This is a genomic window from Streptomyces sp. WG5 (assembly GCF_049974565.1).
In the GTDB taxonomy this organism is placed as follows: Bacteria; Actinomycetota; Actinomycetes; order Streptomycetales; family Streptomycetaceae; genus Streptomyces.
On the sequence record NZ_JBNGGC010000009.1, the window covers coordinates 193,836 to 218,361 of the forward strand.

The window sequence follows — 24,526 nt, forward strand, 5'->3', positions numbered from 1 at the left end:
GAGAACCCGCAGGACCGCAGGGCGGTGTTCAGGTGTCTGGGGTGTTTTGGTGATTACCTGGAATCGTTGCCGCAGGTGTCCTCGATGGCCTGCGAGAGGTGCTGCGCATAGCGTTGCCCCAGGATGAAACTGTGGGCTTCTATTGCGTGCGTATTACGCAGTGTTACATCGAGAAAAGGGAGTCCGGGATTCCGCGGTGATTCCTCGCATTCCGTCACCCGGAGCGTGATGATGATCATGCGGGCGGAAAGAGTCTTTGTCCGGAAAGGAGCGGCGGGCGACGACGTCATCGAGAGGCCGGCGTAGGGCTGGGTCAGCCGCGTCACGGTGACGGGTGGTCCCGACCGCACGCTCAGCCGCACCGCGAAGCTGAAACTGCCGGGCTCGGCGTTGCCGGGGCCGGGCACCGCGTCCAGGTAGTCGAGGTCGACCGCCTGGGAGGGGGGTGGCGGTGGGGGCGGCGGCGGTTGCCGCGGCCGGTCGGCGTACAGGTAGCCGCCGCCTGCCAGGAGGGCGAGTGCCGCGGCGGCGGTGAGGACGGTCCGGCGGTGGCGGTCGTAGTGCCGGGCGAGAGGTCCGCGCGGCCGGCCGCGGCGTGCGGGGGTGCCCGGGGCGTCCCAGGCGTGAGTGCCGTCGCCCGGCTCGAGGGGACCGGTGCCGCTCACCGCTGCCACGGGCCGTCGCTCGGACCGCCGTCGCGGTACTGCTCGCCGCACGCCGCACGCACCCGGTGCCCGGTCAGCTCCTCGGCTGCCCGCATGCCTCGGTCGCGTTCCGTGGCCCGAGCGGCGGCCATGACCTCCCGGAGGATGTCGTACTGCCGGCCGGACAGCCCCATCGACTGGTAGTCGCCGTAGGGCTCGCCGCCGTGCAGCATCTCGCGTGCCCAGTGGCCGACCGCGCTCGTGCACAACTCCGCCGGGGACGGGGTTCGTCGGTCCGCCACCGCAGTGGCTGTCCCGGTGGCGGCGCCGGAACCGGTCTCAGCGGTGGAGGAGTTGGCGCAGGCGGTCGTCAGGGCGGCGGTCGTCAGCGTCAGAGCGAGCGCGACCAGGGCGGGCACGAGCCGTGCGGGCCGGTGTCGTCCGGGCGCGAGCCGTGCGGGTGTGCACCGGAATCGCCGAGCCGCCGCCCCCGGCCAGGGGGCCTCTCCCCGTCCCATGCCCCGACGCTAGAGCGCCGGGTGGCCGGCGGCAATGCCGTGGCCGCGAAGCGATGGGACGGGCGGCCGGGGGATGCGTCCGGGTGAGGCCGCTGGGGCGGCCGGGGCGGCCGGGGCCGGTCCGCGTCCGGTGCTGCGCCGCTCAGCCCGTCGCGCCCGCCCGTGCTCCGTCGCCGGGGCCGACGTCCCGCAGCAGGCAGGTCAGCCGGGCGGTGCACACGCGCCGGTCCTGCTCGTCGCTGATCACGATCTCGTACGTCGCCGTCGACCGGCCCCGGTGCACCGGTGTGGCCACGCCGGTGACCAGACCGGAGCGGGCCCCGCGGTGGTGGGTGCAGTTCAGGTCGACACCGACGGCGATCTTGGAGCTGCCGCCGTGCAGCATCGAGCCGACCGACCCGAGCGTCTCGGCCAGCACGGCGGAGGCGCCGCCGTGCAGCAGCCCGTACGGCTGGGTGTTGCCCTCCACCGGCATGGTGCCGACGACGCGGTCGGACGACGCCTCGAGGATCTGGACGCCCATACGCGTCCCGAGGTGCCCGGCGGAGAAGAGCGCGGGCAGGTCGACGCCGAGCGCGGCGTACTCGTCGATGACCTCCTGCGGGAACTGCACCTGCTGCTGCTCGCCCATGGGCCGGCTCCGTTTCGTCGCTCCGTCTGTCCGATCCGCCGGCCGGCCCGGTGGGACCCGCCGACTCGACTGAGCAAACGCTCAGTCGGTCGCCGATTGTTCCAGACGGACGACGACGGACTTGCTGGCCGGGGTGTTACTGGTGTCCGCGGTGGCGTCCAGCGGCACCAGGACGTTGGTCTCCGGGTAGTACGCCGCCGCGCAGCCCCGGGCGGTCGGATAGTGCACGACGCGGAAACCGGGCGCCCGCCGCTCCACCCCGTCCTGCCACTCGCTGACCAGGTCGACGTACGAGCCGTCCCGCACGTCCAGCCGCCGGGCGTCCTCCGGGTTGACCAGGACGACCCGGCGGCCGTTCCTGATGCCCCGGTAGCGGTCGTCCAGGCCGTAGATCGTGGTGTTGTACTGGTCGTGCGAGCGCAGCGTCTGGAGCAGCAGCCGTCCCTCGGGCAGTTCGGGGTACTCGATCGGCGCGGCGGTGAAGTTGGCCTTGCCGGTGGCCGTCGGGAAGCGGCGTTCGTCGCGCGGGGCGTGGGGGAGGGCGAAGCCTCCGGGGTGCGCCACGCGCGCGTTGAAGTCCTCGAAGCCGGGGATCACGCGCGCGATGCGGTCGCGGATCGTCGCGTAGTCCTGCTCGAACTCCTCCCAGGGTGTGCGGCTGCTCTCGCCCAGCACGCGGCGTGCCAGCCGGCACACGATCGCCGGCTCGGACAGCAGACGTGTGCTCGCGGGCTCCAGCCGGCCGCGGGAGGCGTGCACCATGCCCATGGAGTCCTCGACGGTGACGAACTGCTCACCGCTGCTCTGGAGATCGCGCTCGGTGCGGCCCAGGGTCGGGAGGATGAGCGCTCGTGCGCCGGTGACCGCGTGCGAGCGGTTCAGTTTCGTCGACACGTGCACGGTGAGGCGGGCGCGGCGCATGGCCGCCTCGGTGACCTCCGTGTCGGGGGACGCGGAGACGAAGTTGCCGCCCATGGCGAAGAAGACCTTCGCCTCGCCGTCGCGCAGCGCGCGGATGGCCCGTACGACGTCGTAGCCGTGTTCGCGCGGCGGGGCGAAGCCGAACTCCCGCTCCAGGGCGTCCAGGAAGGCGGGCGCGGGGCGTTCGAAGATGCCCATCGTGCGGTCGCCCTGCACGTTGGAGTGGCCGCGCACCGGGCAGACGCCCGCGCCCGGGCGGCCGATGTTGCCGCGCAGGAGGAGGAAGTTCACGACCTCGCGGATGGTGGGTACGGAGTGCTTGTGCTGGGTCAGGCCCATCGCCCAGCACACGATGGTGCGCTTCGAGGCGAGCACCATGCGCAGGGCCTCCTCGATCTCCGCGCGGGTGAGACCGGTCGCGGTGAGCGTCTCGTCCCAGTCGGCGGCGCGGGCGGCCTCGGCGAACTCCTCGAAGCCGTGGGTGTGTTCCTCGACGAAGGTCTTGTCGACCGCGCCCTCGGTGTCGAGGATCAGCTTGTTGAGGAGCCGGAACAGGGCCTGGTCGCCGCCGAGGCGGATCTGCAGGAACAGGTCGGTGAGGGCGGCGCCCGTGGTGAGTCCCTTGGGGGTCTGCGGGTTCTTGAAGCGCTCCAGGCCGGCCTCGGGCAGCGGGTTGACGCTGATGATCTTCGCGCCGTTCGCCTTGGCGCGTTCCAGGGCGGAGAGCATGCGCGGGTGGTTGGTGCCCGGGTTCTGGCCGGCCACGACGATCAGGTCGGCCTTGTACAGGTCCTCCAGCAGGACGCTGCCCTTGCCGATGCCGATGGTCTCGCCGAGGGCCGAGCCGGACGACTCGTGGCACATGTTGGAGCAGTCCGGCAGGTTGTTGGTGCCGAGCTCGCGTGCGAAGAGCTGGTAGAGGAACGCGGCCTCGTTGCTGGTGCGTCCGGAGGTGTAGAAGACGGCCTCGTCGGGCGAGTTCAGGGCGGCGATCTCCTCCGCGACGATGTCGAAGGCGCGCTCCCAGGTGACCGGCTCGTAGTGCTCGCCGCCCTCCGGGAGGTACACCGGGTGGGTGAGCCGGCCCTGCTGGCCCAGCCAGTAGCCGCTGCGGGTGGCGAGGTCGGTGACGGAGTGCGCGGCGAAGAACTCCGGGGTGACCCGGCGCAGGGTGGCCTCCTCGGCCACGGCCTTCGCGCCGTTCTCGCAGAACTCGGCCTTGTGCCGGTGGTCCGGCTCCGGCCAGGCGCAGCCCGGGCAGTCGAAGCCGTCCTTCTGGTTGACGCTCAGCAGGGTCAGCGCGGTCCGCTTCACGCCCATCTGCCGCTGTGCCATCCGCAGGGTGTGGCCGATGGCCGGGATGCCCGCCGCCGCGTGCTGCGGGCCTGTGACCTGCGGCGCGTCCTGAACCGGATCACCTTTGGGCGGCTTGGTGGCCATCGCGCGCTCCTTCGCCTACACGTGTGAGGTACGTCTCCGATCCTCGCACGCCCCGCCGGCATCGCCGGTGGCCGGGCGTGCGGAAGAGCGGGAGAGGGTGCCCGCCCGGGAGCGGTGCGTGCGACGGGCGGTGACGGTGGGTGGCGCGGGTGGCGCGGGTGGCGGTGGGCGGAGGCGCCGGCCGGTGGTTCGGCAGGTCACGGGCGTGGGAGCGTGCGGGCGGGGCCGAGTGTCAGTGGTACGTGGCAGGATCGGGGTCGTGGCGAAGACAGCATCGAAGAAGACCGACAGCACATCCGGCGGCCGTCCGCGGCTGATGCTCATGGACGGGCACTCGCTGGCGTATCGCGCGTTCTTCGCGCTGCCCGCGGAGAACTTCACGACCGCGACGGGCCAGCCGACCAACGCGATCTACGGTTTCGCGTCGATGCTGGCCAACACGCTGCGTGACGAGGCGCCCACGCACTTCGCGGTGGCGTTCGACGTCTCCCGCAAGACCTGGCGGTCCGAGGAGTTCACGGAGTACAAGGCGAACCGCTCCAAGACCCCGGACGAGTTCAAGGGCCAGGTCGAGCTGATCGGTGAGCTCCTCGACGCGATGCGCGTCTCCCGGTTCGCCGTCGAGGGCTTCGAGGCGGACGACGTGATCGCCACGCTCGCCACCCAGGCCGAGGCCGAGGGCTTCGACGTGCTGATCGTCACCGGTGACCGGGACTCGTTCCAGCTGGTCAGCGAGCACACCACGGTCCTGTATCCGACCAAGGGCGTCTCCGAGCTGACCCGGTTCACGCCGGAGAAGGTCTTCGAGAAGTACGGACTGACCCCCGCGCAGTACCCCGACTTCGCGGCGCTGCGCGGTGACCCGTCCGACAACCTGCCGGGCATCCCGGGTGTCGGTGAGAAGACGGCCGCCAAGTGGATCAACCAGTTCGGTTCGTTCGCGGAGCTGGTCGAGCGCGTCGACGAGGTCAAGGGCAAGGCCGGGCAGAACCTCCGCGACCACCTGGAGTCCGTCAAGCTCAACCGCCGGCTCACCGAGCTGGAGCGGCGGGTCGAGCTGCCGAAGACCGTCACCGACCTGGAGCGTTCCGCGTACGACCGCAAGGGCGTCGCGGTGATCCTGGACACCCTGGAGATCCGCAACCCGTCCCTGCGGGAGCGGCTCTACGCCGTCGACCCCGGCGCCGAGGAGGCCGAGGAGACACCGGTGGTGGCGGACGGCGTGGAGCTGGACGGCACGGTGCTGGGCACGGGTGAGCTGGCCGGCTGGCTCGCCGAGCACGGCACGCGGCCCCTCGGCGTCGCCATGGTCGACACCTGGGCGCTGGGCACCGGCTCGGTCACCGAGGTCGCGCTCGCCGCGCCCGACGGGAAGGCCGCCTGGTTCGACCCGTCCGAGCTGGACGAGACCGACGAGAGGGCGTTCGCGGCCTGGCTGTCCGACGCCGACCGGCCGAAGGTCCTCCACAACGCCAAGGGTGCGATGCGCGTCTTCGCCGAGCACGGCTGGAGCGTCGCCGGGGTGGGCATGGACACCGCGCTCGCCGCCTATCTGGTCAAGCCGGGCCGCCGCTCCTTCGACCTGGACGCGCTGTCCCTGGAGTACCTGCACCGCGAGCTGGCCCCCGCCGCCGCGGCCGACGGCCAGCTGGCCTTCGGCGCGGACGAGGGCGCCGAGGCCGAGGCGCTGATGGTGCAGGCCCGCGCGATCCTCGACCTGGGCGAGGCCTTCGAGGGCCGGCTGGCCGACGTCGGTGCCGCGGACCTGCTGCGCGACATGGAGCTGCCCACGTCCGAGCTGCTGGCCCGCATGGAGCGGCACGGCATCGCGGCCGACCGGGCCCATCTGGAGGCCATGGAGCAGATGTTCGCGGGCGCCGTGCAGCAGGCGGTGAAGGAGGCGCACGCGGCGGCCGGGCGCGAGTTCAACCTGGGCTCGCCCAAGCAGCTCCAGGAGGTGCTCTTCGGCGAGCTGAACCTCCCCAAGACCAAGAAGACCAAGACCGGCTACACCACCGACGCCGACGCCCTGGCCTGGCTGGCGGCCCAGACCGACAACGAACTGCCGGTGATCATGCTCCGTCACCGTGAGCAGGCGAAGCTGCGCGTCACGGTCGAGGGCCTGATCAAGACGATCGCCGCGGACGGCCGCATCCACACCACGTTCAACCAGACGGTCGCCGCGACCGGCCGCCTCTCGTCCACGGACCCGAACCTGCAGAACATCCCGGTCCGTACGGACGAGGGCCGCGCGATCCGCCGCGGCTTCGTCGTCGGCGAGGGCTTCGAGTCCCTGATGACGGCCGACTACAGCCAGATCGAGCTGCGTGTGATGGCCCACCTCTCCGAGGACGCGGGGCTGATCGAGGCCTTCACCTCCGGCGAGGACCTGCACACCACCGCCGCCGCGCAGGTCTTCTCCGTCGAGCAGTCCGCCGTCGACGCGGAGATGCGCCGCAAGATCAAGGCCATGTCGTACGGCCTGGCGTACGGTCTGTCGGCCTTCGGCCTCTCCCAGCAGCTCAACATCGAGGCCGCCGAGGCCCGTGGCCTGATGGACGCCTACTTCGAGCGGTTCGGCGGCGTACGGGACTACCTGCGCCGGGTCGTCGACGAGGCGCGGGCGACGGGTTACACGGCGACACTCTTCGGCCGCCGCCGCTACCTGCCCGACCTCAACAGCGACAACCGCCAGCGCCGCGAGGCGGCCGAGCGCATGGCGTTGAACGCCCCGATCCAGGGCACGGCGGCCGACATCGTCAAGATCGCCATGCTCAACGTGGACAAGGCGCTGCGCGAGGCCGGCCTGGGTTCCCGCATGCTGCTCCAGGTCCACGACGAAATCGTCCTGGAGATCGCCCCCGGCGAGCGGGCGGCGGCGGAGGAGCTCGTCCGCCGTGAAATGGCGGACGCGGTGCGGCTCAGGGTGCCCCTGGGCGTCTCGGTGGGCGCGGGCCCGGACTGGGAGTCCGCGGCGCACTAGCCTCCGGCGGCCGGCGGTATCGGGGCGGGAGCGGGGCGGGACCGGCACCTCCCCCGGGCCGGAGCACGGGGTCCTGGGCGGTGCGGACTCCGGCGGTGGCGGCGAGCGCCGGACCGGCGTCCTGCTCCTGGCCGGCGTCTGCTCCTGGCCGGGGTGGGGCGGGTGACTCGCTCGCACAGCCCCGCCCGCCCCGCCGGGCACGTCACTCAGGTGGCCCCCGCAAAAACGCCCCCGCGCCGGGCGCCCGTGAGGATGCGGGCATGGGTATACGCATGCTCCACCACCGGACGACACCGGCACGGGCACGCACAGACGGACCCGCCCGCGAGCCGTTCCCGCGGGTCCCGGTCGTCGCGCCGGGCGCGAGTACCGGCCGCATCCCCGCCACGGTCACGACGGCCCTGCGCCGCACCGCGGCCGGCCTGCGCCGCGGACTCGCCCACCGGGCCCCGGCCACCGCGCCCCCGCGCGGGACGCCCGCCGGGAGCCTGTGGGCCGACCTGGCCCGCGGCTACCTGGCGCTCGCCCTCACACTGCTGCCGCGGTCACGCCCCGCACACACCTTCACCGTGTTCGTCGCGACCGCCGACACCCTCAGCGCGCGACCCGGCGGTCCGGCTCCGTACCGACGCCTTCCGGGCTTCCGGGGACCGGAGCCCGGCGCCACGCCCTGACCCCCACGGCGTACAGCAGAAGTCCCGGGACGAGCCCCGCGCCCGCCCCGAAGCACACCGTCGGGATCAGCTCCCAGGGCTTCGCGACGGCTCCCCAGTGGTCCCACCACCGGGTCGCCCGCTGCACCGCCCCGGCCACCGCGCAGCCGCCCAGCACCGCCCAGGCCCACCACCGGTCCCCTGCCGAGAGGCGCGGGACACCCAGCGGCTCGTCCCGCGGCGCGCGGCGCAGTGCCCGTATCAGGAACACGGCGATGACGACCGCCGCCACCGCGGAACCGCCGTACTGGAGGTACCAGTAGAGCGGTGACCCCGCGATCTCCCGGTCCAGGGCCGGGAACACCCGCGTCCCCCAGCGGTCGTGGTGTGTGAACGCGTCCCACACCACGTGCGTCAGCGCCCCCAGAACCGCCGACACGTACCACCGCACCCCCAGGGACGGCCGCACGCGCGCGCGTGGCGTCCCGCAGCGCAGCAGCGCGGCGGCGCGTTGCTGCCGGGCCCGCGGCAGCAGGGCCACCAGCGGTTCGCGGATCAGCAGCCACAGCCCCACCAGCGCCCAGGCGATGACCACGTCGATGGTGAAGACGCCAGGAAAGGAGTGCGTGACATCCCCGAACTCCATCGCTCCGGACAGGAAACTCGCCGCGTAGTAGGTCATGTCGGGCGAGAAGGACCCCGCCACCAGCACGGCCGGCACCAGCCGCCCCCGGCCGTCCCCGTCGCCCCGCACGGCGGGCAGCACGGCGGCCGCATGACTGAGGGTGAAGGGCAACGAAACTCCTCTTATGGCCAACCGGTGAATATCGGGCACGAACGGGTGCCCGGGCAAAGCAAGTTGTCGTAGGGTCGCCTGCGGCACCGTACTGGTCGGACAGACGAACATCACGCTCGGAAAGTTGCGGTGCGACCACCGCCACCGACCGGTCGTCACAGCAGGGCGGGTACGACGGCGGGACAGTCGAAGGTCGACAGGGACAGACGCGCAGGCGTCCACGGGAGGGGTTCACTCTATGGCGGCGCAGTTCGACAGGAGGCTCCGCAAGGCGGCGGTCACCACCACCGTCGCGGCGGTCGCGGTCGCGGCCCTGTCCGGGTCCCAGGCGCCCAACGTGACGGCCGACGCCCACGGCAGACAGACCACCGCCGACAACGCGCCGGCAGCCGACACGCCCCCCACGGAGAGCGCCACCGGCAACTCGCCGTACTACACGGACCTGCCGCCGCTCAACAGCCCGAGCCCCGCACCGACCATCGGCACCCCCGCCTCCCGGACACCGTCCGAGGCGGGCATCCCCGCCACCGTCCTCGACGCCTACAAGAAGGCCGAGTCGGCGCTGCGCCGGTCCAAGCCCGGCTGCAACCTGCCGTGGCAACTCCTCGCCGCCATCGGCAAGGTGGAATCGGGCCAGGCCCGCGGCGGTCGGGTCAACGCCGACGGCACCACGACCAGCCCCATCATCGGCCCCCAGCTCGACGGCAACGGCTTCGCGCTCATCAAGGACACCGACAACGGCGTCTACGACGGCAACAGCGTCTACGACAACGCCGTCGGCCCCATGCAGTTCATCCCGTCCACCTGGGCCTGGGCCGGCCGTGACGGCAACGCCGACGGCAAGAAGGACCCCAACAACATCTACGACGCCGCGCTCGCCGCCGGCCACTACCTGTGCCGCTTCGGCTGGGACCTGTCCACCCAGGCCGACCTCGACCGCGCGATCCTCAGCTACAACAACTCGCAGGACTACCTGCGTACGGTCCTGTCCTGGCTGGAGCACTACCGCAAGGGCACCCACGAGATCCCGGACGGCACCGGCACCCTGCCCGTGGGCCGCAGCGACGACGACAAGGACGTGACCGGGCCCAGCCCCTCGCCCGGCGCGGCCGGCGCGACCACCGGCCCCCAGGCCCCGGGCACGACGACGCCCAGCCCCGAGAAGCCGGTCACGTCCACCGGGCCCACCGGGCCTTCGGACCCCGGCACCGGCTCCCCGGGCTCAGGTCCGTCCGACCCGTCCGACCCGTCCGACCCGTCCGACCCGTCCGACCCGGACACACCGTCCGAGACCCCGACCCCCACCGACACGGTGCACCACCTGGAGAACGCCGGCACCGCGGGGCTCACCGCCACGGCGGGCGACACGTTCGCCGAGAAGATCAGCACCCGAGCCGAGACCAAGGGCGGAAAGGCCGTCGGCAAGGTGCGGATCCGCTTCACCGTCGTGGGCGACACGGACGCCACCTTCACCGGCGGTGAGAAGGTCGCCGCGGTCATCACCAACGCCTCCGGCGTGGCCGTCGCGCCCTCGCTGGTGGCGGGTGAGAAGACCGGCGGGTTCACCGTCCGTGCCACCGTCGTGGGCCGCACCGTCGGTCTCGACTACAAGGCCACCGTCACCGAGCGCGTCGCCGACACCCTCGCGCGCACCGGCGGCACCGCCCTGACGTGCACGCCGGGCGGCGAGTTCGCCGACCGGGTCGAGGTGAGGGCCACGCACAGGGGCGCCGCCGCGGACAAGGTCGCCGTCACCGCCATGCTCATCAAGTCGGCGCAAGACCCGGTGGAGAACGACAAGGGCCCCTCCTTCAAGGACGCCGACGGCAAGGCCGTCCGCACCCTGACCGGCCTGAAGACCGACACCAAGGGCCTGCTGACGCTGCCGAAGCTGTACGCGGACGACACCAGCGGCACGTTCGTGCTGCGCCTGACCACCGCGGGCGGCGCCACGCTCGACGTCCAGCTTGAGGTGGCCGAGGCGGAGCCGACGCCGAGCCCGTCCCCCGAATCGCCGGACGCCTCGCCCAGCCCCACCGAGCCGTCGACGGAGCCGTCGACGGAGCCGGAAGCGTAGGCGCGGCACCCGCGCGAACGACCGAGGGGCGCCCCCGCCGAGGGGCGCCCCTCGGCGCGTCGTCACCCGTTCACTTCGCGAGCCGGGCCCTGGTGTGCCGCGTCGGCTCCGCCGTGGCAGGGTCCTCGGGCCACGGATGCTTCGGATACCGGCCGCGCAGCTCCGCCCGTACGCCCTTGTAGCCGTCCTTCCAGAAGGAGGCCAGGTCGGCGGTGACCGCGGCCGGGCGGCCGGCGGGGGAGAGGAGATGGACGAGGAGCGGCACCCCGGCGATCTCCGGCGAGTGCTGGAGACCGAACATCTCCTGCAACTTCACCGCGAGGACCGGCTGCCGGGGGTCCCCGTAGTCGATCCGGATCCTCGAGCCACTGGGCACCACGATCCGCTCCGGGGCGAGTCCGTCGAGCCGCGCCGCTTCCCCACCGGCCCAGGGCAGCAGCCGCGCCAGCGCCTGCCCGGCGTCGATCCGCGCCAGGTCGGCCCGCCGGCGGGCCCGGCCCAGCTCGGGTTCCAGCCACTCGTCCACGCGCGCGTGCAGCGCGTCGTCGCCGACGTCGGGCCAGGGGTCGCCGAGCCGCAGCCGCAGAAAGGCGAGCCGCTTGCGCAGCACGTCGGCCTCGGCCGACCAGCGCAGCAACCCGAGCCCCTCCTGCCGCAGCCCCTCCAGCAGCGCGCGCCGTACGAGCCCCGGGTCGGCGCCGGTCAGCGGCCGCACCGCGAGGTCCACCGCCCCGAGCCGTTCGACCCGCCGGGCCACGACGTCGCCGCCGCCCCAGTGCACCTCGTCCCGCTCCTCCAGCAGCGCCCCCGCCGCGTGCCGGGCCGTCGCCTCGTCGACGACCGCCCCGAGCTGCACGCGCGCGTGCCCCTTCCCCACGGGCCGGTCGGCCACGGCGACGGCGATCCACGGCGCGCCCCGCAGCGCCGACGCCTCCGGCAGCTCGGCCCGGGTGCCGGAGACCATCAGGTACGAACCGCCGTCCTTCCTGGCCACCCGCTCGGGAAAGGCCAGAGCGGCCACCAGCCCGGCGAGAGCGTCCTCCGTGAGGCCCCGCGTCCGCCGGCCGTCCCCCTCTTCCTCCACGGCGCCCCGCAGCCGCCGTACCTCGCTCCGCCACCGCGTCCCATAGGCGTCACCCGCACGCCGGGCGGCCCTCAGCGCGGACGCGAGGTCGTCCCCGTACTCCCGCGGCGGTTCCTCACTGAGCAGGGCGACCACCTCGACGACCGCACGCGACGCGCCCGCGTCGAGCAGCGCCCGCCCCAGCCGCGGATGCAGGCCCAGGCGGGCCAGTCGTACGCCTCGCGTGGTGGCGCGGCCGGCGGAGTCCACCGCGCCCACGGCCGTCAGCACCGACCGGGCCGCCGCCATCGCCCCGCCCGGCGGCGGATCGAGCAGCGCCAGCCCGGACGCGTCGGGATCGCCCCAGCAGGCCGCCTGCAACGCGAACGCCGTCAGGTCGGCCACCTTGATCTCCGGCGCCGGGAACCGCGGCAGACGGGCGTCCTCCGCCTCCGCCCAGCAGCGGTACACCGCACCCGGAGCCTCGCGCCCCGCCCGCCCGGCCCGCTGCCGCGCCGCCGCCCGCGAGGCGCGTACCGTCGTCAGCGCGCTCAGTCCGCGCGCGTGGTCCACCCGCGGCTCCCGCGCCAGCCCCGCGTCCACGACCACCCGCACGCCCGGAACCGTCAGCGACGACTCGGCCACCGAGGTCGCCAGCACCACCCGGCGCCGCGCCCCGGGAACCAGCACCGCGTCCTGCACGGCCGCCGGCGCCCGCCCGTGCACCTGGAGCACGTCGACACCCCCGAGGCCCCCGAGCTGTCCGGCGACCCGGGCGATCTCCCCGACGCCCGGCAGGAAGCACAGCACGTCCCCGTCCCGCTCGGCCAGCGCCCGCCGCACCACCGACGCCACGTGCGCGAGCAGCGCCGGGTCCACCCGCATTCCGTGCGGCGGCCTCACCGGACGCACCGGCGGGGCCCACACCACCTCCACGGGGTACGACACGCCCCGCGCCTCGACGACCGGCGCCCCGCCCAGGAGCCGGGCCCAGCCCTCGGCGTCGGTCGTGGCCGACGCCGCCACCAGCCGCAGCTCCGGCCGCAGCGCCTGACGCACGTCCCACAGGAACGCCGCCGTCGTGTCCGCGTCCAGATGCCGCTCGTGGCACTCGTCGAGCACCACCACGTCGACGCCCGTCAGCTCCTGGTCCCGCTGGAGCCGCTGCAACAGCACACCGGTCGTGACGACCTCCACGCGCGTGTGCCGTCCGACGACCCGTTCGCCGCGCACGGTGTACCCGACGCTCGCGCCGGGCTTCTCACCCAGCAGCCACGCCATCCGCCGGGCCGCCGCCCGCGCCGCGATCCGCCGCGGCTCGGCCACGACCACACGCCGCTCCGGCCCCTCGCCCAGCAAGCCGGCCAACGCGAGCGGCACCAGTGTCGTCTTGCCGGTGCCGGGCGGCGCGACCAGCACCGCGGTGCCGTGCCCCTCCAGGGCGTCGTGCAGAGCGGGCAGGGCACCGCGTACGGGCAGGGCGTCCAGGGCGTCGTAACGGATCACGCCCCCAGTGTCGTACGCCGGGAGAACACCGGTCACGCGCGTGCGCACGCGAGCGGGCGTGGGTTCAGTCGCGCTCGCACACGAAGATCGCCGTCCCCGGGATGAGATGCCCGCGCAGCGGTGACCAGCCGCCCCATTCGGAGGTGTTCCACTCCGGCCACTCCGGCTCCACCAGATCCACCAGCCGGAACCCCGAGGTGACGACGTCCCGGACGCGGTCGCCGAGCGTCCTGTGGTGCTCGACGTACACCGCGCGGCCCTCGTCGTCCTGCTCGACGTACGGCGTGCGGTCGAAGTAGGAAGCGGACACCGACAGCCCCTCCGGGCCCGGCTCGTCCGGGAACGCCCAGCGCAGCGGGTGCGTGACGGAGAAGACGAAGCGGCCCCCGGGCCGCAGCACCCGGCGCACCTCCCGCAGCACCAGCCGCGGGTCGGCGACGAAGGGCAGCGCCCCGTACGCCGAGCAGGCCAGGTCGAAGGAGCCGTCCGCGAAGGGCAGCGCGGACGCGTCGGCGCAGACCAGGGGGAAGGCGCCGCCGATCCGCAGGGCGTGCTGGAGCTGGCGGTGGGAGAGGTCGAGGGCCACCGGCCGGGCACCCTGGACGGTCAGCCAGCGCGAGCACTGGGCGGCGCCGGCACCGATCTCCAGGACGTCCTTGCCCTTCAGGTCCTCCGGAGGGCCGAGCAGCTCGGCCTCCACCTCGTCCAGCCCCTCGGGACACCACACGAAGCGGTCGTCGCCGAGGAACGTGCCGTGCTCGACCTGGTACTCGTCCGCGTTCCGGTCCCACCAGCCGCGGTTGGCGCGGGAGCTCTCCGTGACACCGGCGGCACGCCGGGTGGCCTCCGGTTCAGCTGCTGCGGCGTCGGACGCTTCGGGCTCTTGGATGACCTGCTCCCTCGTATTGTTCTGCCGGCTCTTCTGCGCCGCCCGTCCCGCGTGTCAGGCAAGGAACGTCCGGGGTCGCGTGGGCCTCGGGAGACGGCTTTTGTGCCGGGTATGCGACGATCCGCCCCGGGTGTGCGGCTTCGCGCATTGACCCTGCCCGGCTGCCCCCGTATGCTACAAGTTGCGCTGCGGGCCTGCGCACCTCAGACGTAGCAGGTCGCGCTCGCATCTGTTGTATGTCCCCTCGGTTCTCGAGGTGTCATCCCCGGTTTCGGTGACACTTCCTTGGCTGTCCGGCTTCTGCAGAGCGAAACGGGCTCCCGGCGTAAGCAGTACCTACGACTTCAATGTCCGTACCGGAGCCCTTTCCCACATGACGAGCAGCACCGAGACCACCGCCACCACCCCGCAGGTTGCGGTCAACGACATCGGTAACGAGGAAGCTTTCCTCGCCGCGATCGACGAAACGATCAAGTACTTCAACGACGGCGACATCGTCGACGGCGTCATCGTGAAGGTCGACCGGGACGAGGTCCTGCTCGACATCGGTTACAAGACCGAAGGTGTCATCCCGAGCCGCGAGCTCTCGATCAAGCACGACGTCGACCCCAACGAGGTCGTCGCCGTCGGTGACGAGATCGAGGCCCTTGTTCTCCAGAAGGAGGACAAGGAAGGCCGCCTGATCCTCTCGAAGAAGCGCGCCCAGTACGAGCGGGCCTGGGGCACCATCGAGAAGATCAAGGAAGAGGACGGCATCGTCACCGGTACCGTCATCGAGGTCGTCAAGGGTGGTCTCATCCTCGACATCGGCCTCCGCGGCTTCCTCCCGGCCTCCCTGGTCGAGATGCGCCGTGTCCGCGACCTCCAGCCCTACGTGGGCAAGGAGCTCGAGGCGAAGATCATCGAGCTGGACAAGAACCGCAACAACGTGGTCCTGTCCCGCCGTGCCTGGCTGGAGCAGACCCAGTCCGAGGTCCGCCAGACCTTCCTCACCACCCTCCAGAAGGGTCAGGTGCGGTCCGGCGTCGTCTCCTCGATCGTCAACTTCGGTGCCTTCGTGGACCTGGGTGGCGTCGACGGTCTGGTCCACGTCTCCGAGCTGTCCTGGAAGCACATCGACCACCCCTCCGAGGTCGTCGAGGTCGGCCAGGAGGTCACCGTCGAGGTCCTCGACGTCGACATGGACCGCGAGCGTGTCTCCCTGTCGCTGAAGGCGACCCAGGAAGACCCGTGGCAGCAGTTCGCCCGCACCCACCAGATCGGCCAGGTCGTGCCCGGCAAGGTCACGAAGCTGGTGCCGTTCGGTGCGTTCGTCCGCGTGGACGAGGGCATCGAGGGTCTGGTCCACATCTCCGAGCTGGCCGAGCGCCACGTGGAGATCCCGGAGCAGGTCGTCCAGGTCAACGACGAGATCTTCGTCAAGGTCATCGACATCGACCTCGAGCGTCGCCGCATCAGCCTCTCGCTGAAGCAGGCCAACGAGGCCTTCGGTGCCGACCCGTCGGCGGTCGAGTTCGACCCGACCCTGTACGGCATGGCCGCGTCCTACGACGACCAGGGCAACTACATCTACCCCGAGGGCTTCGACCCCGAGACCAACGACTGGCTCGAGGGCTACGAGACCCAGCGCGAGGCGTGGGAGACCCAGTACGCCGAGGCGCAGCAGCGCTTCGAGCAGCACCAGGCGCAGGTCATCAAGTCCCGCGAGGCGGACGAGAAGGCCGCTGCCGAGGGTGTCGACACCGCGGGTGCGGCTCCGGCTGCGTCCGGTGGTGGCGGCGGCGGCTCGTACTCCTCCGAGGGCGGCGACAACTCCGGCGCCCTGGCGTCGGACGAGGCGCTGGCCGCGCTGCGCGAGAAGCTGGCCGGCGGCCAGAGCTGAACGCAGGCTGAGCAACGGCTCACCATCGAGCGGTAGCTCGTGAACCGAAGGCCCGCACCCTTCCCGGGGTGCGGGCCTTCGGCGTGTCCACCCGCTCGCACCCTCCGCCCGTTCGGCGCGCGGACGGGGAATGCCCGGGCCCGGCCCCTTGTTGTTCCGTACGGACACCAGGAGGGGAGCGGTCACGGTGCTTGATCCGCAGGGTTTGTACGCATGGGAGCCGAAGGGCTTGGCCGTCGTCGACATGGCACTCGCCCAGGAGTCGGCGGGACTCGTCATGCTCTACCACTTCGACGGATACATCGACGCCGGCGAGACCGGCGACCAGATCGTCGACCAGGTCCTCGACTCGCTGCCCCACCAGGTCGTCGCACGCTTCGACCACGACCGGCTCGTGGACTACCGGGCGCGCCGGCCGCTGCTGACCTTCAAGCAGGACTCCTGGACGGACTACGAGGAACCCACCATCGAGGTGCGGGTCGTCCAGGACGCCACCGGAGCGCCCTTCCTGCTGCTGTCGGGCCCCGAGCCGGACGTCGAGTGGGAGCGCTTCGCCGCGGCCGTACAGCAGATCGTCGAGCGGCTCGGCGTCCGTCTCGCGGTCAGCTTCCACGGCATCCCCATGGGCGTCCCGCACACCCGCCCCGTCGGCATCACCCCGCACGGCAACCGCACCGACCTGGTACCGGGCCACCGCAGCCCCTTCGAGGAGGCGCAGGTCCCCGGCAGCGCCGAGGCGCTCGTCGAGTACCGGCTCATGCAGGCCGGCCACGAGGTCCTGGGCGTCGCCGCGCACGTGCCGCACTACATCGCCCGCTCCCCGTACCCGGACGCGGCGCTGACCGCCCTGGAGGCGATCACCGCGGCGACCGGCCTGGTCCTGCCGGGCATCGCGCACTCCCTGCGCACGGACGCCCACCGCACCCAGACGGAGATCGACCGGCAGGTCCAGCAGGGCGACGAGGAACTCACCGCCCTCGTCCAGGGCCTGGAGCACCAGTACGACGCCGCCGCGGGCGCCGAGACCCGCGGCAACATGCTCGCCGAGCCCGTCGAGATCCCGTCGGCGGACGAGATCGGCCGCGAGTTCGAACGATTCCTGGCGGAGCGGGAGGGCGAGGGCTGACACCGCCCCGCAGGCCGGCGGGACGGGTCGGCGCCGGCAGGCCCTAAGCTTCCGCTCATGCTGAAGGTGGGCCTGACCGGCGGAATCGGCGCCGGCAAGAGCGAGGTGTCACGGCTGCTCGTCGAGCACGGCGCCGTACTGATCGACGCGGACCGGATCGCGCGCGAGGTCGTCGCGCCGGGGACACCCGGGCTCGCGGCGGTCGTGGAGGCGTTCGGCGAGGACGTCCTCGCCGGGGACGGCAGCCTGGACCGGCCGAAACTCGGCTCGATCGTGTTCGCCGACCCGGAGAAGCTGGCCTCGCTGAACTCGATCGTGCACCCCCTGGTCGGCGCCCGCTCCCGCGCCCTCGAGGAGGCCGCCTCCGCCGACGCCGTCGTCGTCCACGACGTCCCCCTGCTCACGGAGAACGGCCTCGCACCGCAGTACGACGTCGTGGTCGTCGTGGACGCCGACCCCGCCACCCAGCTCGACCGACTCGTACGGCTGCGCGGCATGACCGAGCAGGACGCACGCGCGCGGATGGCCGCCCAGGCGACGCGCGAGCAGCGGCGGGAGATCGCGGACGTGGTCATCGACAACGACGTGCCCCTGGACGAGCTGCGGGTGCGCGTGGAAGAGGTGTGGGCCGAACTGACCCGCCGAGCGCACGCACCGCGCTGAGCGGCGCGGCCGGCCCGGAGGCTCACTCCGGCCAGGGGCTCACTCCGCCGGCTCCGGCAGCTCCGCGGCTCCCGGGCGGCCTGGCGCTTCCGGTCGCCCCTGGCCGCCGCTGCCGCCCCGGCGGTCCCGGCGGCCCCGGCGGCCCCGGCGGCCCCAGGAATAGCGGTCCCCGCGCGGGCGTTGATCCCCTTCAGTGAGGGAAGGACTCTGCCGTGCCCGAGACCAGCGGTTCGACCGGACGTACCCCGGAGACGGACGTCATCGACTTCCGCGCCGCCGAGCAACTGCTTGCGGCGCGGGACCCCCAAGGCGCGGTGAAGCTGCTCGACGGGGTCATCGCCGCACATCCCGAGAGCACTGCCGCCCGGCTGCTGCGCGCGCGTGCCTTCTTCGCGGCGGCGCAACTGAGACCGGCCGAGCTGGAGTTCACGATCGTCCTGGAGCGGGAGCCGGACAACGCGTTCGCGCACTTTGCACTCGCCCGCACCTATGAGCGCCGTGGCTGCCACGACCAGGCCCGGCGCCACTTCCGGCTGGCGGCGGCTCTGGACCCGAATCCGGAGTATCTGGAGCAGGCGCGGTTCGACTCCTGACGGTCAGCTCTTCGGAGGCCTGTACGTGGGCGGGTACGGCGGGATGTCCGGGCCGGGCTGGTAGTGGGGGCCCTGGCGGAGGTGGCGGAGAATCACGGCCAGGTCGACCGTGGCGACGAGCCACAGCACTCCGCACGCGAGCGCCCATCCCAGCCGCCCGGTGAGCGCGAAGGCGGCCGTGCCGAAGATCGCCCAGGCCATGCCCCACACGCTCAGCCAGAAGCGCGCCCGCAGCGCACTGCGCGCGGTGGTCGGTTCACTGCCGGTACGCATCGGATCGCCACTCCTGTGGACAACATACTCCGGGAGACGACGAGCGGGGAAGGACGAGCGGGGAAGCGACCGTGCCACCGGACGGCACGGCTGGTTTCCGTTCTGACGGCAGGTCTCCGCCCCATGGACCGGCCACCGTGGCGGCGGGTCTCCGTTCCGCGGAACCGGCCACCGTTCTGCCGGCGGGCCCCGTTGATCGTCCCGGCCCGGGCGGACCGGTGCGTGTTCACTCGATCGGGTGAGGCGGTGCCGGGTGGGAACGGGCGTGCGAGGGCGGTCCGTTGGACGGGCATGGAATGGGAAATGCGAGAGGGACACCAGAGGACGGGACCCGGAGCCATCACCCCGGACGGCTGCGCGGTCGAGCTCTATGCGCGGCTTCCCGCCGGAGCCGAGCCGGACATCGTCGCCGCCGCCGTACCCGCGGGCGCGAGCATCCTTGAGCTGGGCAGTGGGGTGGGGCGCGTGACCCATCCGCTGCTGGAGCGAGGGTTCGCCGTCACCGCTGTGGACGAGTCCGCCGAGATGCTGGAGCGCGTGCGCGGGGCGCGGACGATACGCAGCCCGATCGAGGACCTCGACCTGGGCGAGAGTTTCGACGTGGTGATGCTGGCGTCGTTCCTCGTGCACACCGGCGACGTCGAGGTGAGACGGGGGCTGCTGCGCACCTGTGCCCGGCATGTCGCCCAGGACGGCTGTGTACTGATCCAACGGGAGGGCGAGGATTACCACACGAACCTGCCGCGTGAACGGGTCGACCCCAGCGGCTTCACCGTGCGGATCGTGTCGTCGGAGCCGGTCGGGGACGGCGTCAACTCGGTGCGGGCGGAGTACGAGTTCCCGGACTCGGTCTGGACACAGACCTTCCGGGCCCGGCCGCTGACCACGGAACAGTTCGAGGAGGCACTTCGGGAGGCGGGGCTCGGGGTGGACCGGTGTCTGACCGACGACGGGACCTGGGTGAGGGCGGTTCGCGTGCCCGGGGCAGCGGGCCGGCGGTGAGTTCCGGGCCGGTGAGCGGTCCGATTCCCGGACGGCATCAGCCCTGACAGGGTCACGCACCGCTCGGCTCGGCTCCACGCTGATCTGATCAGGGCTTGGTCTCGGCGTCTCTCCGGGCGCGGCTCAGGCCTTCCAGTCCGCGCAGGCGTTCCAGCTCGCGGCGGTCGCGCTTGGTCGGGCGGCCGGCGCCGCGGTCGCGGATGCCGGCCGGAGCGACGGCCTCGCGGGGCGGGGGCGGCGGGGAGTTGTCGATGTAGCACTGCGCGGCGACCGGAGCACCGACGCGCTTGCGGATCAGCCGCTTCACGACGACGACGCGTTCCCTGCCCTCCTGCCGCAGGCGCACCTCGTCGCCGACACGCAGTGAGTACGCGGGCTTCACACGCTCGCCGTTCACCCGGACATGGCCGCCCCGGCAGGCGGTCGAGCCGAGGGAGCGGGTCTTGATGAGGCGGACGGCCCAGATCCAGCTGTCCACGCGGACGCTCTCGCCGCTCTGCGGCCCGGCCGCCTCGGCGGCGGCGATCGCGGCGGCGGTCTTCGGGTCCGGGAACTGGGCGGCGGCGCCGTCGCCGCCCGGGTCGGGCTGCTGCGCGGTGGCCTTCGCGCCGACCGTGCCGTCGGTCCTTCCGTCGGCCGTCGCCCCGGCCGTCGCCCCGTGCGTCGTCCCGGTGGCGCCCTGCGGGGCGGCCGCCCCGCCGTTCCTGTCCTCGTCATGTTCGGAAGCCATGGCTCGACCTTAATCGCCCGGCCCGCGAGAGGGGCCCCTGTTCCGGCGGGCCCGGCCTCGTCGCGGCGCCAGGCCCAGTGGGCTGTCGCGGCGTAGAGCGCGCAGTCTCTGAGCCGTCGGAGCGCGGGCGCGGCACCTGTGCGCGCGGAGCCGAGGCGGTCGGTCGGTGCCCCGCTGCACCGGGACCAGCGCCTGCCCGGTTGTTCAGTGACCTGTTCCGTCCCACTGAACGACCCGCGGCCGCCGCCCGGGGCAGGCGGCGACGCCGACAGCGCGCGGTGACCACCCGGAGCGGTGGAGGACGTCACAGGGTTCCCGCCCCGCCCTGCCGCGGGCGGTCCGGCGGCCCGGCGGCTCGGTGGCCTCGCGTCCCGACGTGTTCGCGGGCACGGTTTTACGGTGGAAGCATGGACACCAGCGGGGACACGAGCGGCCTCTTGGTACTCGACCAGCGGATCGCGGGGTGCCGGGCCTGTCCGCGGCTGGTCGACTGGCGGGAGGAGGTGGCCCGTACCAAACGGGCGGCCTTCGCCGACTGGACGTACTGGGGCAGGCCGGTGCCGGGCTTCGGGCCGCCGGACGCGCGTCTGCTGATCGTCGGACTCGCCCCGGCGGCCCACGGCGGCAACCGCACCGGCCGGATGTTCACCGGCGACCGTTCCGGAGACGTGCTGTACCAGGCGCTGTACGACGTGGGCCTCGCGTCCCAGCCCACCGCCGTCCGCGCCGACGACGGTCTCGAACTGTACGGCGTGCGCATCACCTCGCCCGTGCACTGCGCCCCGCCCGCCAACAAGCCCACCCCCGCCGAGCGCGACACCTGCCGTTCCTGGCTCGTCCAGGAGCTGGGCCTGCTGCGGCCGACGCTGCGGGCCGTGGTGGTCCTCGGTGCCTTCGGCTGGCAGGCGGCGCTGCCCGCGTTCGCCGAGGCGGGCTGGCCGGTGCCCCGCCCCCGTCCCGCCTTCGCGCACGGCGGGCACGTCACACTGGACGCCCCCGACGGGCCCGGCCTGCACCTCTTCGGCTGCTTCCACGTCAGTCAGCGCAACACGTTCACCGGCCGGCTCACCCCCGGGATGCTCCGGGAGGTGCTGCGTACGGCGGCCGAGGCGGCGGGGCTGCCCACTCGCTGACGGGGCTGCCCGCCCGATGACGGGGCTGCCCGCCCGGTAAAGAGGATGAGCAATCCCGGGCCGACGGCGCTACGGTGCCCCGATGGGCCTGTATCCGGAGACCGAACCGTACGACCACGGCATGCTCGACGTCGGAGACGGCAACCGCGTCCACTGGGAGACCTGCGGCAACCCGCACGGCAAGCCCGCGCTGGTGCTCCACGGTGGGCCGGGATCCCGCACGAGCCCGAACCTCAGACGGTACTTCGACCCGGCCGCCTACCGGATCGTGCTCCTCGACCAGCGCGGCGCCGGACGGTCGGTCCCCCGGGCGAGCGAGTACGACACCGACATGAGCGTCAACACGACCGCCCACCTCATGGCGGACCTGGAGCGGTTGCGCGCCCACCTGGGCATCGAACGCTGGCTGGTGTGGGGCGTGTCCTGGGGGTCGGTACTGGGACTGCGGTACGCGCAGACCCACCCGGGTGTGGTGTCCGAACTGGTGCTGACCGGGGTCGCGACCGGCTCCAACGCCGAAGTGGCCCTCATGACCCGAGGGCTGGGGAAAATCTTCCCCGAGGCCCACGAGCGGTTCCTCGCCGAACTGCCCGCGGACGAACGCGACGGCAACCCGGCCGCCGCGTACAACCGGCTGCTGGAGTCGCCCGACGCCGAAGTCCGGGCCCGGGCCGCCCGCGCCTGGACCGACTGGGAGACGGCGGTGATCCCCGCGCCGCCACGCTCGGTCGCCCGGTTCGAGGACCCGGAGTTCCGCATGGGCTTCGCACGTACGGTCACGCACTACTGGGGCAACGACCACTTCCTCGGCGACGGCGACGGCGACGGCGAGGGCGTGGTCCTCAGGGACGCGCACCTGCTGAAGGGCATCCCCGGCACCCTGGTGCAGGGCAGCCTCGACTTCGGCAACCTCCTGGGCGTCGTCTGGCGGCTCCACCACGCCTGGCCGGACAGCGAACTGGTGATCGTGGACGAGGCCGGGCACGACGCCGGAGCGATCGGCGACGACGTACTGGTGGCGGCGACGGACCGGTACGCACGCGCGGGCGCCTGACGGGCCGTGGGGCGCGTCCGGCCCGCCCGGCCCCCGATCCGCGCCCTACGGCCGCCACACGTACCGCACGTCCGGCTCCCGTTCCTCGTTCCCGGCGCCGTCCGTCCACTCCACGGCCGTGAACCCGTGCCGTTCGTAGAAGCGGTGTGCGGGTGCGTTGACCTGGAAGGTCCACAGCGAAAGACCGTCCGGCCTGCGTTCCTTGGCCAGTGCGACGAACCGGTCCCCGATCCCGCGCCCGCGCCAGTCCGGCGCGAGATACAACTGCGACAGCTCCCCCTCCTCCAGCACCATCACGCCGACGACGTCACGGCCGGCGGCCTCCGCCACCCATGTCTCGCGCAGCGGGACCAGCACGTGACGGAAGTAGTCCTGAACCTCGTCGTCGGTGCGGGGCCGGACCACGGTGGGCAGCGAGGCGGTGAAGGAACGCAGCCAGACGCCGGCCGCCGCTCGGGCGTCGGCGCCGTCCGCCCGCCGCAGGACGACCGGTTCGCCTCCCTCCCGGCTCACGGACGTATCTCCTCCGGCACGACCGCGGTCGCCGTGATCTCCACCAGCTGCCCCGGATACCCGAGGCAGTTCACCCCGAGCAGCGTCGAGGAGTGCGGGCCGGTACTGAGCCCGGACGCCTCGACGACGTCCCAGACGGCGGACAGGTCGGCGGTCTCACCGCTCACCACGTACACATCGGTCGAGAGCACGTGCCTCAGCTCGCTCCCGACCGCGCGCAACTGCTCGGTGAGGTTCGCGAGCACCTGCTCGGCCTGACGGACCGGGTCGCCCTCCCCGACCAGCTGCCCCTCCGCGTCGAGTGGAACCGAGCCGGCCAGGAAGGCGAGCTTCGTCCCGGCCTCGACGACGGAGGCGTGGGAGTAGGTGGGCGGCGGAAACAGGCCGGGCACGGTGACGCGCTGGATCACGTGGGCTCCTGAGACGGTGCGGAGATCGGGCGATCTCCCGATCGTCCGATCTCCGGACCGCCTCCGCATCCGAATTTCCCCTCGCGGCCCGCGACCGGGACGCCTAGGATTCCGGCGTCCGTCACGCCGCCCCACCGCCAGGAGCCCGGAGCAGTGCCCACCCTCACGGACCAGGCCTTCCTCGCCACGACAGCCGACCGGCTCGCCGCCCTCCCCTCCGTCCGGGCGGTCACCCTCGGCGGCTCCCGGGCCCAGGGCACCCACGGGCCCGACAGCGACTGGGACCTGGCCGTCTACTACCGGGGAGCCTTCGACCCGGACGACGTCCGCGCCCTCGGCTGGGCCGGGGAGGTCTCCGCCCTCGGCGCCTGGGGCGGCGGCGTCTTCAACGGCGGCGCCTGGCTGACGATCGACGAACGCCGGGTGGACCTGCACTACCGCGACCTCGACGTGGTCGAGCACGAGGTGGCGGAGGCGGAGGAAGGACGCTTCGACATCGAGCCGCTGATGTTCCACCTGGCGGGCATCCCGACGTACCTGGTCGTCGCGGAGCTGGCGATCAACGAGGTGCTGCGCGGTGAACTGCCCCGCCCCGCCTACCCGCAGGCCCTCCGTACCACCGCCCCCGAGCGCTGGTACGGAGCGGCCACCGCCACCCTCGCCTACGCCGAGGCAGGCCACGCCCCCAAGGGCGCCCTCACCCAGGTCGCCGGCGCGATCGCCCTCGCCGCGACCCAGACGGCGCACGCGGTACTGGCGGCGCGCGGGGAGTGGGTCACCAACGAGAAGGGGATGGTCGAGCGGGCCGGGCTGGGCGGGATCGACGGGCTGCTGACGGACCTGACACCCCGGCCGGACGCCCTGGCGCGGTCGGTGACACGAGCCGGGACGCTGCTCCGCGAGGCCATGGACCAAGACGAACCCACGTACTCGACGTGCCTCAACGGCAGTGCTCGAAGGGCGCGTTGAGTTACGGTGGAACATCGTTGCGGCCGGGAGTGCGCGGGTCTCCCGGTGGATCGGACT

At 72.8% G+C, this 24,526-nt stretch carries 22 protein-coding genes; 11 read left to right on the plus strand and 11 right to left on the minus strand.

Going from position 1 to position 24,526, the window contains the following annotated elements:
- Positions 1 to 53: 53 nt before the first annotated feature.
- From ACP4IX_RS11985 to ACP4IX_RS12000, 4 genes are all read right to left on the minus strand, one after another.
- Positions 54 to 665: a Tat pathway signal sequence domain protein gene (locus ACP4IX_RS11985; RefSeq protein ID WP_426555488.1), complete on the minus strand. Its 612-nt coding sequence runs from the start codon at positions 663 to 665 to the stop codon at positions 54 to 56.
- The gene (locus ACP4IX_RS11990) at positions 662 to 1,162 is read right to left on the minus strand and encodes a hypothetical protein (protein ID WP_426555462.1); all 501 of its coding nucleotides are present in this window, start codon (positions 1,160 to 1,162) and stop codon (positions 662 to 664) included. The genes ACP4IX_RS11985 and ACP4IX_RS11990 overlap by 4 nt, the downstream gene beginning before the upstream one ends.
- A gap of 142 nt (positions 1,163 to 1,304) precedes the next feature.
- Positions 1,305 to 1,793, minus strand: coding sequence for a hotdog fold thioesterase (locus ACP4IX_RS11995; RefSeq protein WP_426526160.1), 489 nt, complete (start codon positions 1,791 to 1,793; stop codon positions 1,305 to 1,307).
- Between the two features lie 81 nt (positions 1,794 to 1,874).
- Positions 1,875 to 4,154 carry an FdhF/YdeP family oxidoreductase gene (locus ACP4IX_RS12000; protein ID WP_426555463.1) on the minus strand — a complete coding sequence of 760 codons (2,280 nt, stop codon included), beginning with the start codon at positions 4,152 to 4,154 and terminating at the stop codon, positions 1,875 to 1,877.
- 259 nt (positions 4,155 to 4,413) lie between these two features.
- On the opposite strand from ACP4IX_RS12000, the gene polA reads away from it, so the two are divergent.
- Positions 4,414 to 7,137: a DNA polymerase I gene (gene polA, locus ACP4IX_RS12005; protein ID WP_426555464.1), complete on the plus strand. Its 2,724-nt coding sequence runs from the start codon at positions 4,414 to 4,416 to the stop codon at positions 7,135 to 7,137.
- A gap of 260 nt (positions 7,138 to 7,397) precedes the next feature.
- A complete protein-coding gene (locus ACP4IX_RS12010) occupies positions 7,398 to 7,811 on the plus strand; it encodes a hypothetical protein (RefSeq protein ID WP_426526154.1) in 414 nt (137 codons plus the stop codon).
- Here the strand turns inward: ACP4IX_RS12010 and ACP4IX_RS12015 are convergent.
- A complete protein-coding gene (locus ACP4IX_RS12015) occupies positions 7,732 to 8,586 on the minus strand; it encodes a DUF4184 family protein (RefSeq protein WP_426555465.1) in 855 nt (284 codons plus the stop codon). The genes ACP4IX_RS12010 and ACP4IX_RS12015 overlap by 80 nt on opposite strands.
- 238 nt (positions 8,587 to 8,824) lie before the next feature.
- On the opposite strand from ACP4IX_RS12015, the gene ACP4IX_RS12020 reads away from it, so the two are divergent.
- Complete coding sequence (locus ACP4IX_RS12020; protein ID WP_426555466.1) at positions 8,825 to 10,663, plus strand: lytic transglycosylase domain-containing protein; 1,839 nt, start codon at positions 8,825 to 8,827, stop codon at positions 10,661 to 10,663.
- Between the two features lie 70 nt (positions 10,664 to 10,733).
- Here the strand turns inward: ACP4IX_RS12020 and hrpB are convergent, their stop codons facing one another.
- Both hrpB and ACP4IX_RS12030 read right to left on the minus strand, forming a co-directional pair.
- Positions 10,734 to 13,232 carry an ATP-dependent helicase HrpB gene (gene hrpB, locus ACP4IX_RS12025; protein WP_426555467.1) on the minus strand — a complete coding sequence of 833 codons (2,499 nt, stop codon included), beginning with the start codon at positions 13,230 to 13,232 and terminating at the stop codon, positions 10,734 to 10,736.
- 64 nt (positions 13,233 to 13,296) lie between these two features.
- Positions 13,297 to 14,121: a class I SAM-dependent methyltransferase gene (locus ACP4IX_RS12030; RefSeq protein WP_426526192.1), complete on the minus strand. Its 825-nt coding sequence runs from the start codon at positions 14,119 to 14,121 to the stop codon at positions 13,297 to 13,299.
- Positions 14,122 to 14,494: 373 nt separating this feature from the next.
- Here ACP4IX_RS12030 and rpsA point away from each other — a divergent pair, with 373 nt between their 5' ends.
- The 4 genes from rpsA to ACP4IX_RS12050 all read left to right on the plus strand — a co-directional run bounded on the left by rpsA (position 14,495) and on the right by ACP4IX_RS12050 (position 18,385).
- Positions 14,495 to 16,003 (plus strand): 30S ribosomal protein S1, encoded by a 1,509-nt coding sequence (gene rpsA, locus ACP4IX_RS12035; RefSeq protein ID WP_373902114.1) that lies wholly within the window; start codon positions 14,495 to 14,497, stop codon positions 16,001 to 16,003.
- Between the two features lie 187 nt (positions 16,004 to 16,190).
- Positions 16,191 to 17,129: a PAC2 family protein gene (locus tag ACP4IX_RS12040; RefSeq protein WP_426526146.1), complete on the plus strand. Its 939-nt coding sequence runs from the start codon at positions 16,191 to 16,193 to the stop codon at positions 17,127 to 17,129.
- A gap of 57 nt (positions 17,130 to 17,186) precedes the next feature.
- Positions 17,187 to 17,792 carry a dephospho-CoA kinase gene (gene coaE / locus ACP4IX_RS12045; RefSeq protein ID WP_426526144.1) on the plus strand — a complete coding sequence of 202 codons (606 nt, stop codon included), beginning with the start codon at positions 17,187 to 17,189 and terminating at the stop codon, positions 17,790 to 17,792.
- 212 nt (positions 17,793 to 18,004) lie between these two features.
- A complete protein-coding gene (locus ACP4IX_RS12050) occupies positions 18,005 to 18,385 on the plus strand; it encodes a tetratricopeptide repeat protein (protein WP_426526142.1) in 381 nt (126 codons plus the stop codon).
- Positions 18,386 to 18,388: 3 nt separating this feature from the next.
- Here the strand turns inward: ACP4IX_RS12050 and ACP4IX_RS12055 are convergent, their stop codons facing one another.
- The gene (locus tag ACP4IX_RS12055) at positions 18,389 to 18,658 is read right to left on the minus strand and encodes a DUF6343 family protein (RefSeq protein WP_426555468.1); all 270 of its coding nucleotides are present in this window, start codon (positions 18,656 to 18,658) and stop codon (positions 18,389 to 18,391) included.
- A 303-nt stretch (positions 18,659 to 18,961) separates the two neighbouring features.
- Here ACP4IX_RS12055 and ACP4IX_RS12060 point away from each other — a divergent pair, with 303 nt between their 5' ends.
- The gene (locus ACP4IX_RS12060) at positions 18,962 to 19,660 is read left to right on the plus strand and encodes a class I SAM-dependent methyltransferase (RefSeq protein ID WP_426555469.1); all 699 of its coding nucleotides are present in this window, start codon (positions 18,962 to 18,964) and stop codon (positions 19,658 to 19,660) included.
- An 88-nt stretch (positions 19,661 to 19,748) separates the two neighbouring features.
- Here ACP4IX_RS12060 and ACP4IX_RS12065 read toward each other — a convergent pair whose 3' ends face one another.
- Positions 19,749 to 20,390: an RNA-binding S4 domain-containing protein gene (locus ACP4IX_RS12065; RefSeq protein WP_426525070.1), complete on the minus strand. Its 642-nt coding sequence runs from the start codon at positions 20,388 to 20,390 to the stop codon at positions 19,749 to 19,751.
- 407 nt (positions 20,391 to 20,797) lie between these two features.
- Here ACP4IX_RS12065 and ACP4IX_RS12070 point away from each other — a divergent pair, with 407 nt between their 5' ends.
- Positions 20,798 to 21,523, plus strand: coding sequence for a uracil-DNA glycosylase (locus ACP4IX_RS12070; protein WP_426555470.1), 726 nt, complete (start codon positions 20,798 to 20,800; stop codon positions 21,521 to 21,523).
- Positions 21,524 to 21,605: 82 nt separating this feature from the next.
- Positions 21,606 to 22,577, plus strand: coding sequence for a prolyl aminopeptidase (gene pip, locus ACP4IX_RS12075; protein ID WP_426555471.1), 972 nt, complete (start codon positions 21,606 to 21,608; stop codon positions 22,575 to 22,577).
- Positions 22,578 to 22,622: 45 nt separating this feature from the next.
- Here the strand turns inward: pip and ACP4IX_RS12080 are convergent, their stop codons facing one another.
- Both ACP4IX_RS12080 and ACP4IX_RS12085 read right to left on the minus strand, forming a co-directional pair.
- Positions 22,623 to 23,090, minus strand: coding sequence for an N-acetyltransferase family protein (locus tag ACP4IX_RS12080; protein ID WP_426555472.1), 468 nt, complete (start codon positions 23,088 to 23,090; stop codon positions 22,623 to 22,625).
- Positions 23,087 to 23,500 carry a RidA family protein gene (locus tag ACP4IX_RS12085; RefSeq protein ID WP_426525062.1) on the minus strand — a complete coding sequence of 138 codons (414 nt, stop codon included), beginning with the start codon at positions 23,498 to 23,500 and terminating at the stop codon, positions 23,087 to 23,089. Before ACP4IX_RS12085 ends, ACP4IX_RS12080 begins: the two co-directional genes overlap by 4 nt.
- A gap of 153 nt (positions 23,501 to 23,653) precedes the next feature.
- Between ACP4IX_RS12085 and ACP4IX_RS12090 the strand changes: the two genes are divergently transcribed.
- Positions 23,654 to 24,469, plus strand: a complete 816-nt coding sequence (locus tag ACP4IX_RS12090) for a nucleotidyltransferase domain-containing protein (protein ID WP_426555473.1) — start codon at positions 23,654 to 23,656, stop codon at positions 24,467 to 24,469.
- The last annotated feature ends 57 nt before the right edge of the window (positions 24,470 to 24,526 follow it).

What these genes read in the sequence shown, in the direction of transcription:
- ACP4IX_RS11990 (WP_426555462.1), bottom strand. Translation starts at nt 1,162, where the DNA reads ATGGGACGGGGAGAGGCCCCCTGGCCGGGGGCGGCGGCTCGGCGATTC.
- ACP4IX_RS11995 (WP_426526160.1), bottom strand. Translation starts at nt 1,793, where the DNA reads ATGGGCGAGCAGCAGCAGGTGCAGTTCCCGCAGGAGGTCATCGACGAG.
- ACP4IX_RS12000 (WP_426555463.1), bottom strand. Translation starts at nt 4,154, where the DNA reads ATGGCCACCAAGCCGCCCAAAGGTGATCCGGTTCAGGACGCGCCGCAG.
- ACP4IX_RS12010 (WP_426526154.1), top strand. Translation starts at nt 7,398, where the DNA reads ATGGGTATACGCATGCTCCACCACCGGACGACACCGGCACGGGCACGC.
- ACP4IX_RS12020 (WP_426555466.1), top strand. Translation starts at nt 8,825, where the DNA reads ATGGCGGCGCAGTTCGACAGGAGGCTCCGCAAGGCGGCGGTCACCACC.
- rpsA (WP_373902114.1), top strand. Translation starts at nt 14,495, where the DNA reads ATGACGAGCAGCACCGAGACCACCGCCACCACCCCGCAGGTTGCGGTC.
- coaE (WP_426526144.1), top strand. Translation starts at nt 17,187, where the DNA reads ATGCTGAAGGTGGGCCTGACCGGCGGAATCGGCGCCGGCAAGAGCGAG.
- ACP4IX_RS12055 (WP_426555468.1), bottom strand. Translation starts at nt 18,658, where the DNA reads ATGCGTACCGGCAGTGAACCGACCACCGCGCGCAGTGCGCTGCGGGCG.
- ACP4IX_RS12060 (WP_426555469.1), top strand. Translation starts at nt 18,962, where the DNA reads ATGCGAGAGGGACACCAGAGGACGGGACCCGGAGCCATCACCCCGGAC.
- ACP4IX_RS12065 (WP_426525070.1), bottom strand. Translation starts at nt 20,390, where the DNA reads ATGGCTTCCGAACATGACGAGGACAGGAACGGCGGGGCGGCCGCCCCG.
- ACP4IX_RS12070 (WP_426555470.1), top strand. Translation starts at nt 20,798, where the DNA reads ATGGACACCAGCGGGGACACGAGCGGCCTCTTGGTACTCGACCAGCGG.
- pip (WP_426555471.1), top strand. Translation starts at nt 21,606, where the DNA reads ATGGGCCTGTATCCGGAGACCGAACCGTACGACCACGGCATGCTCGAC.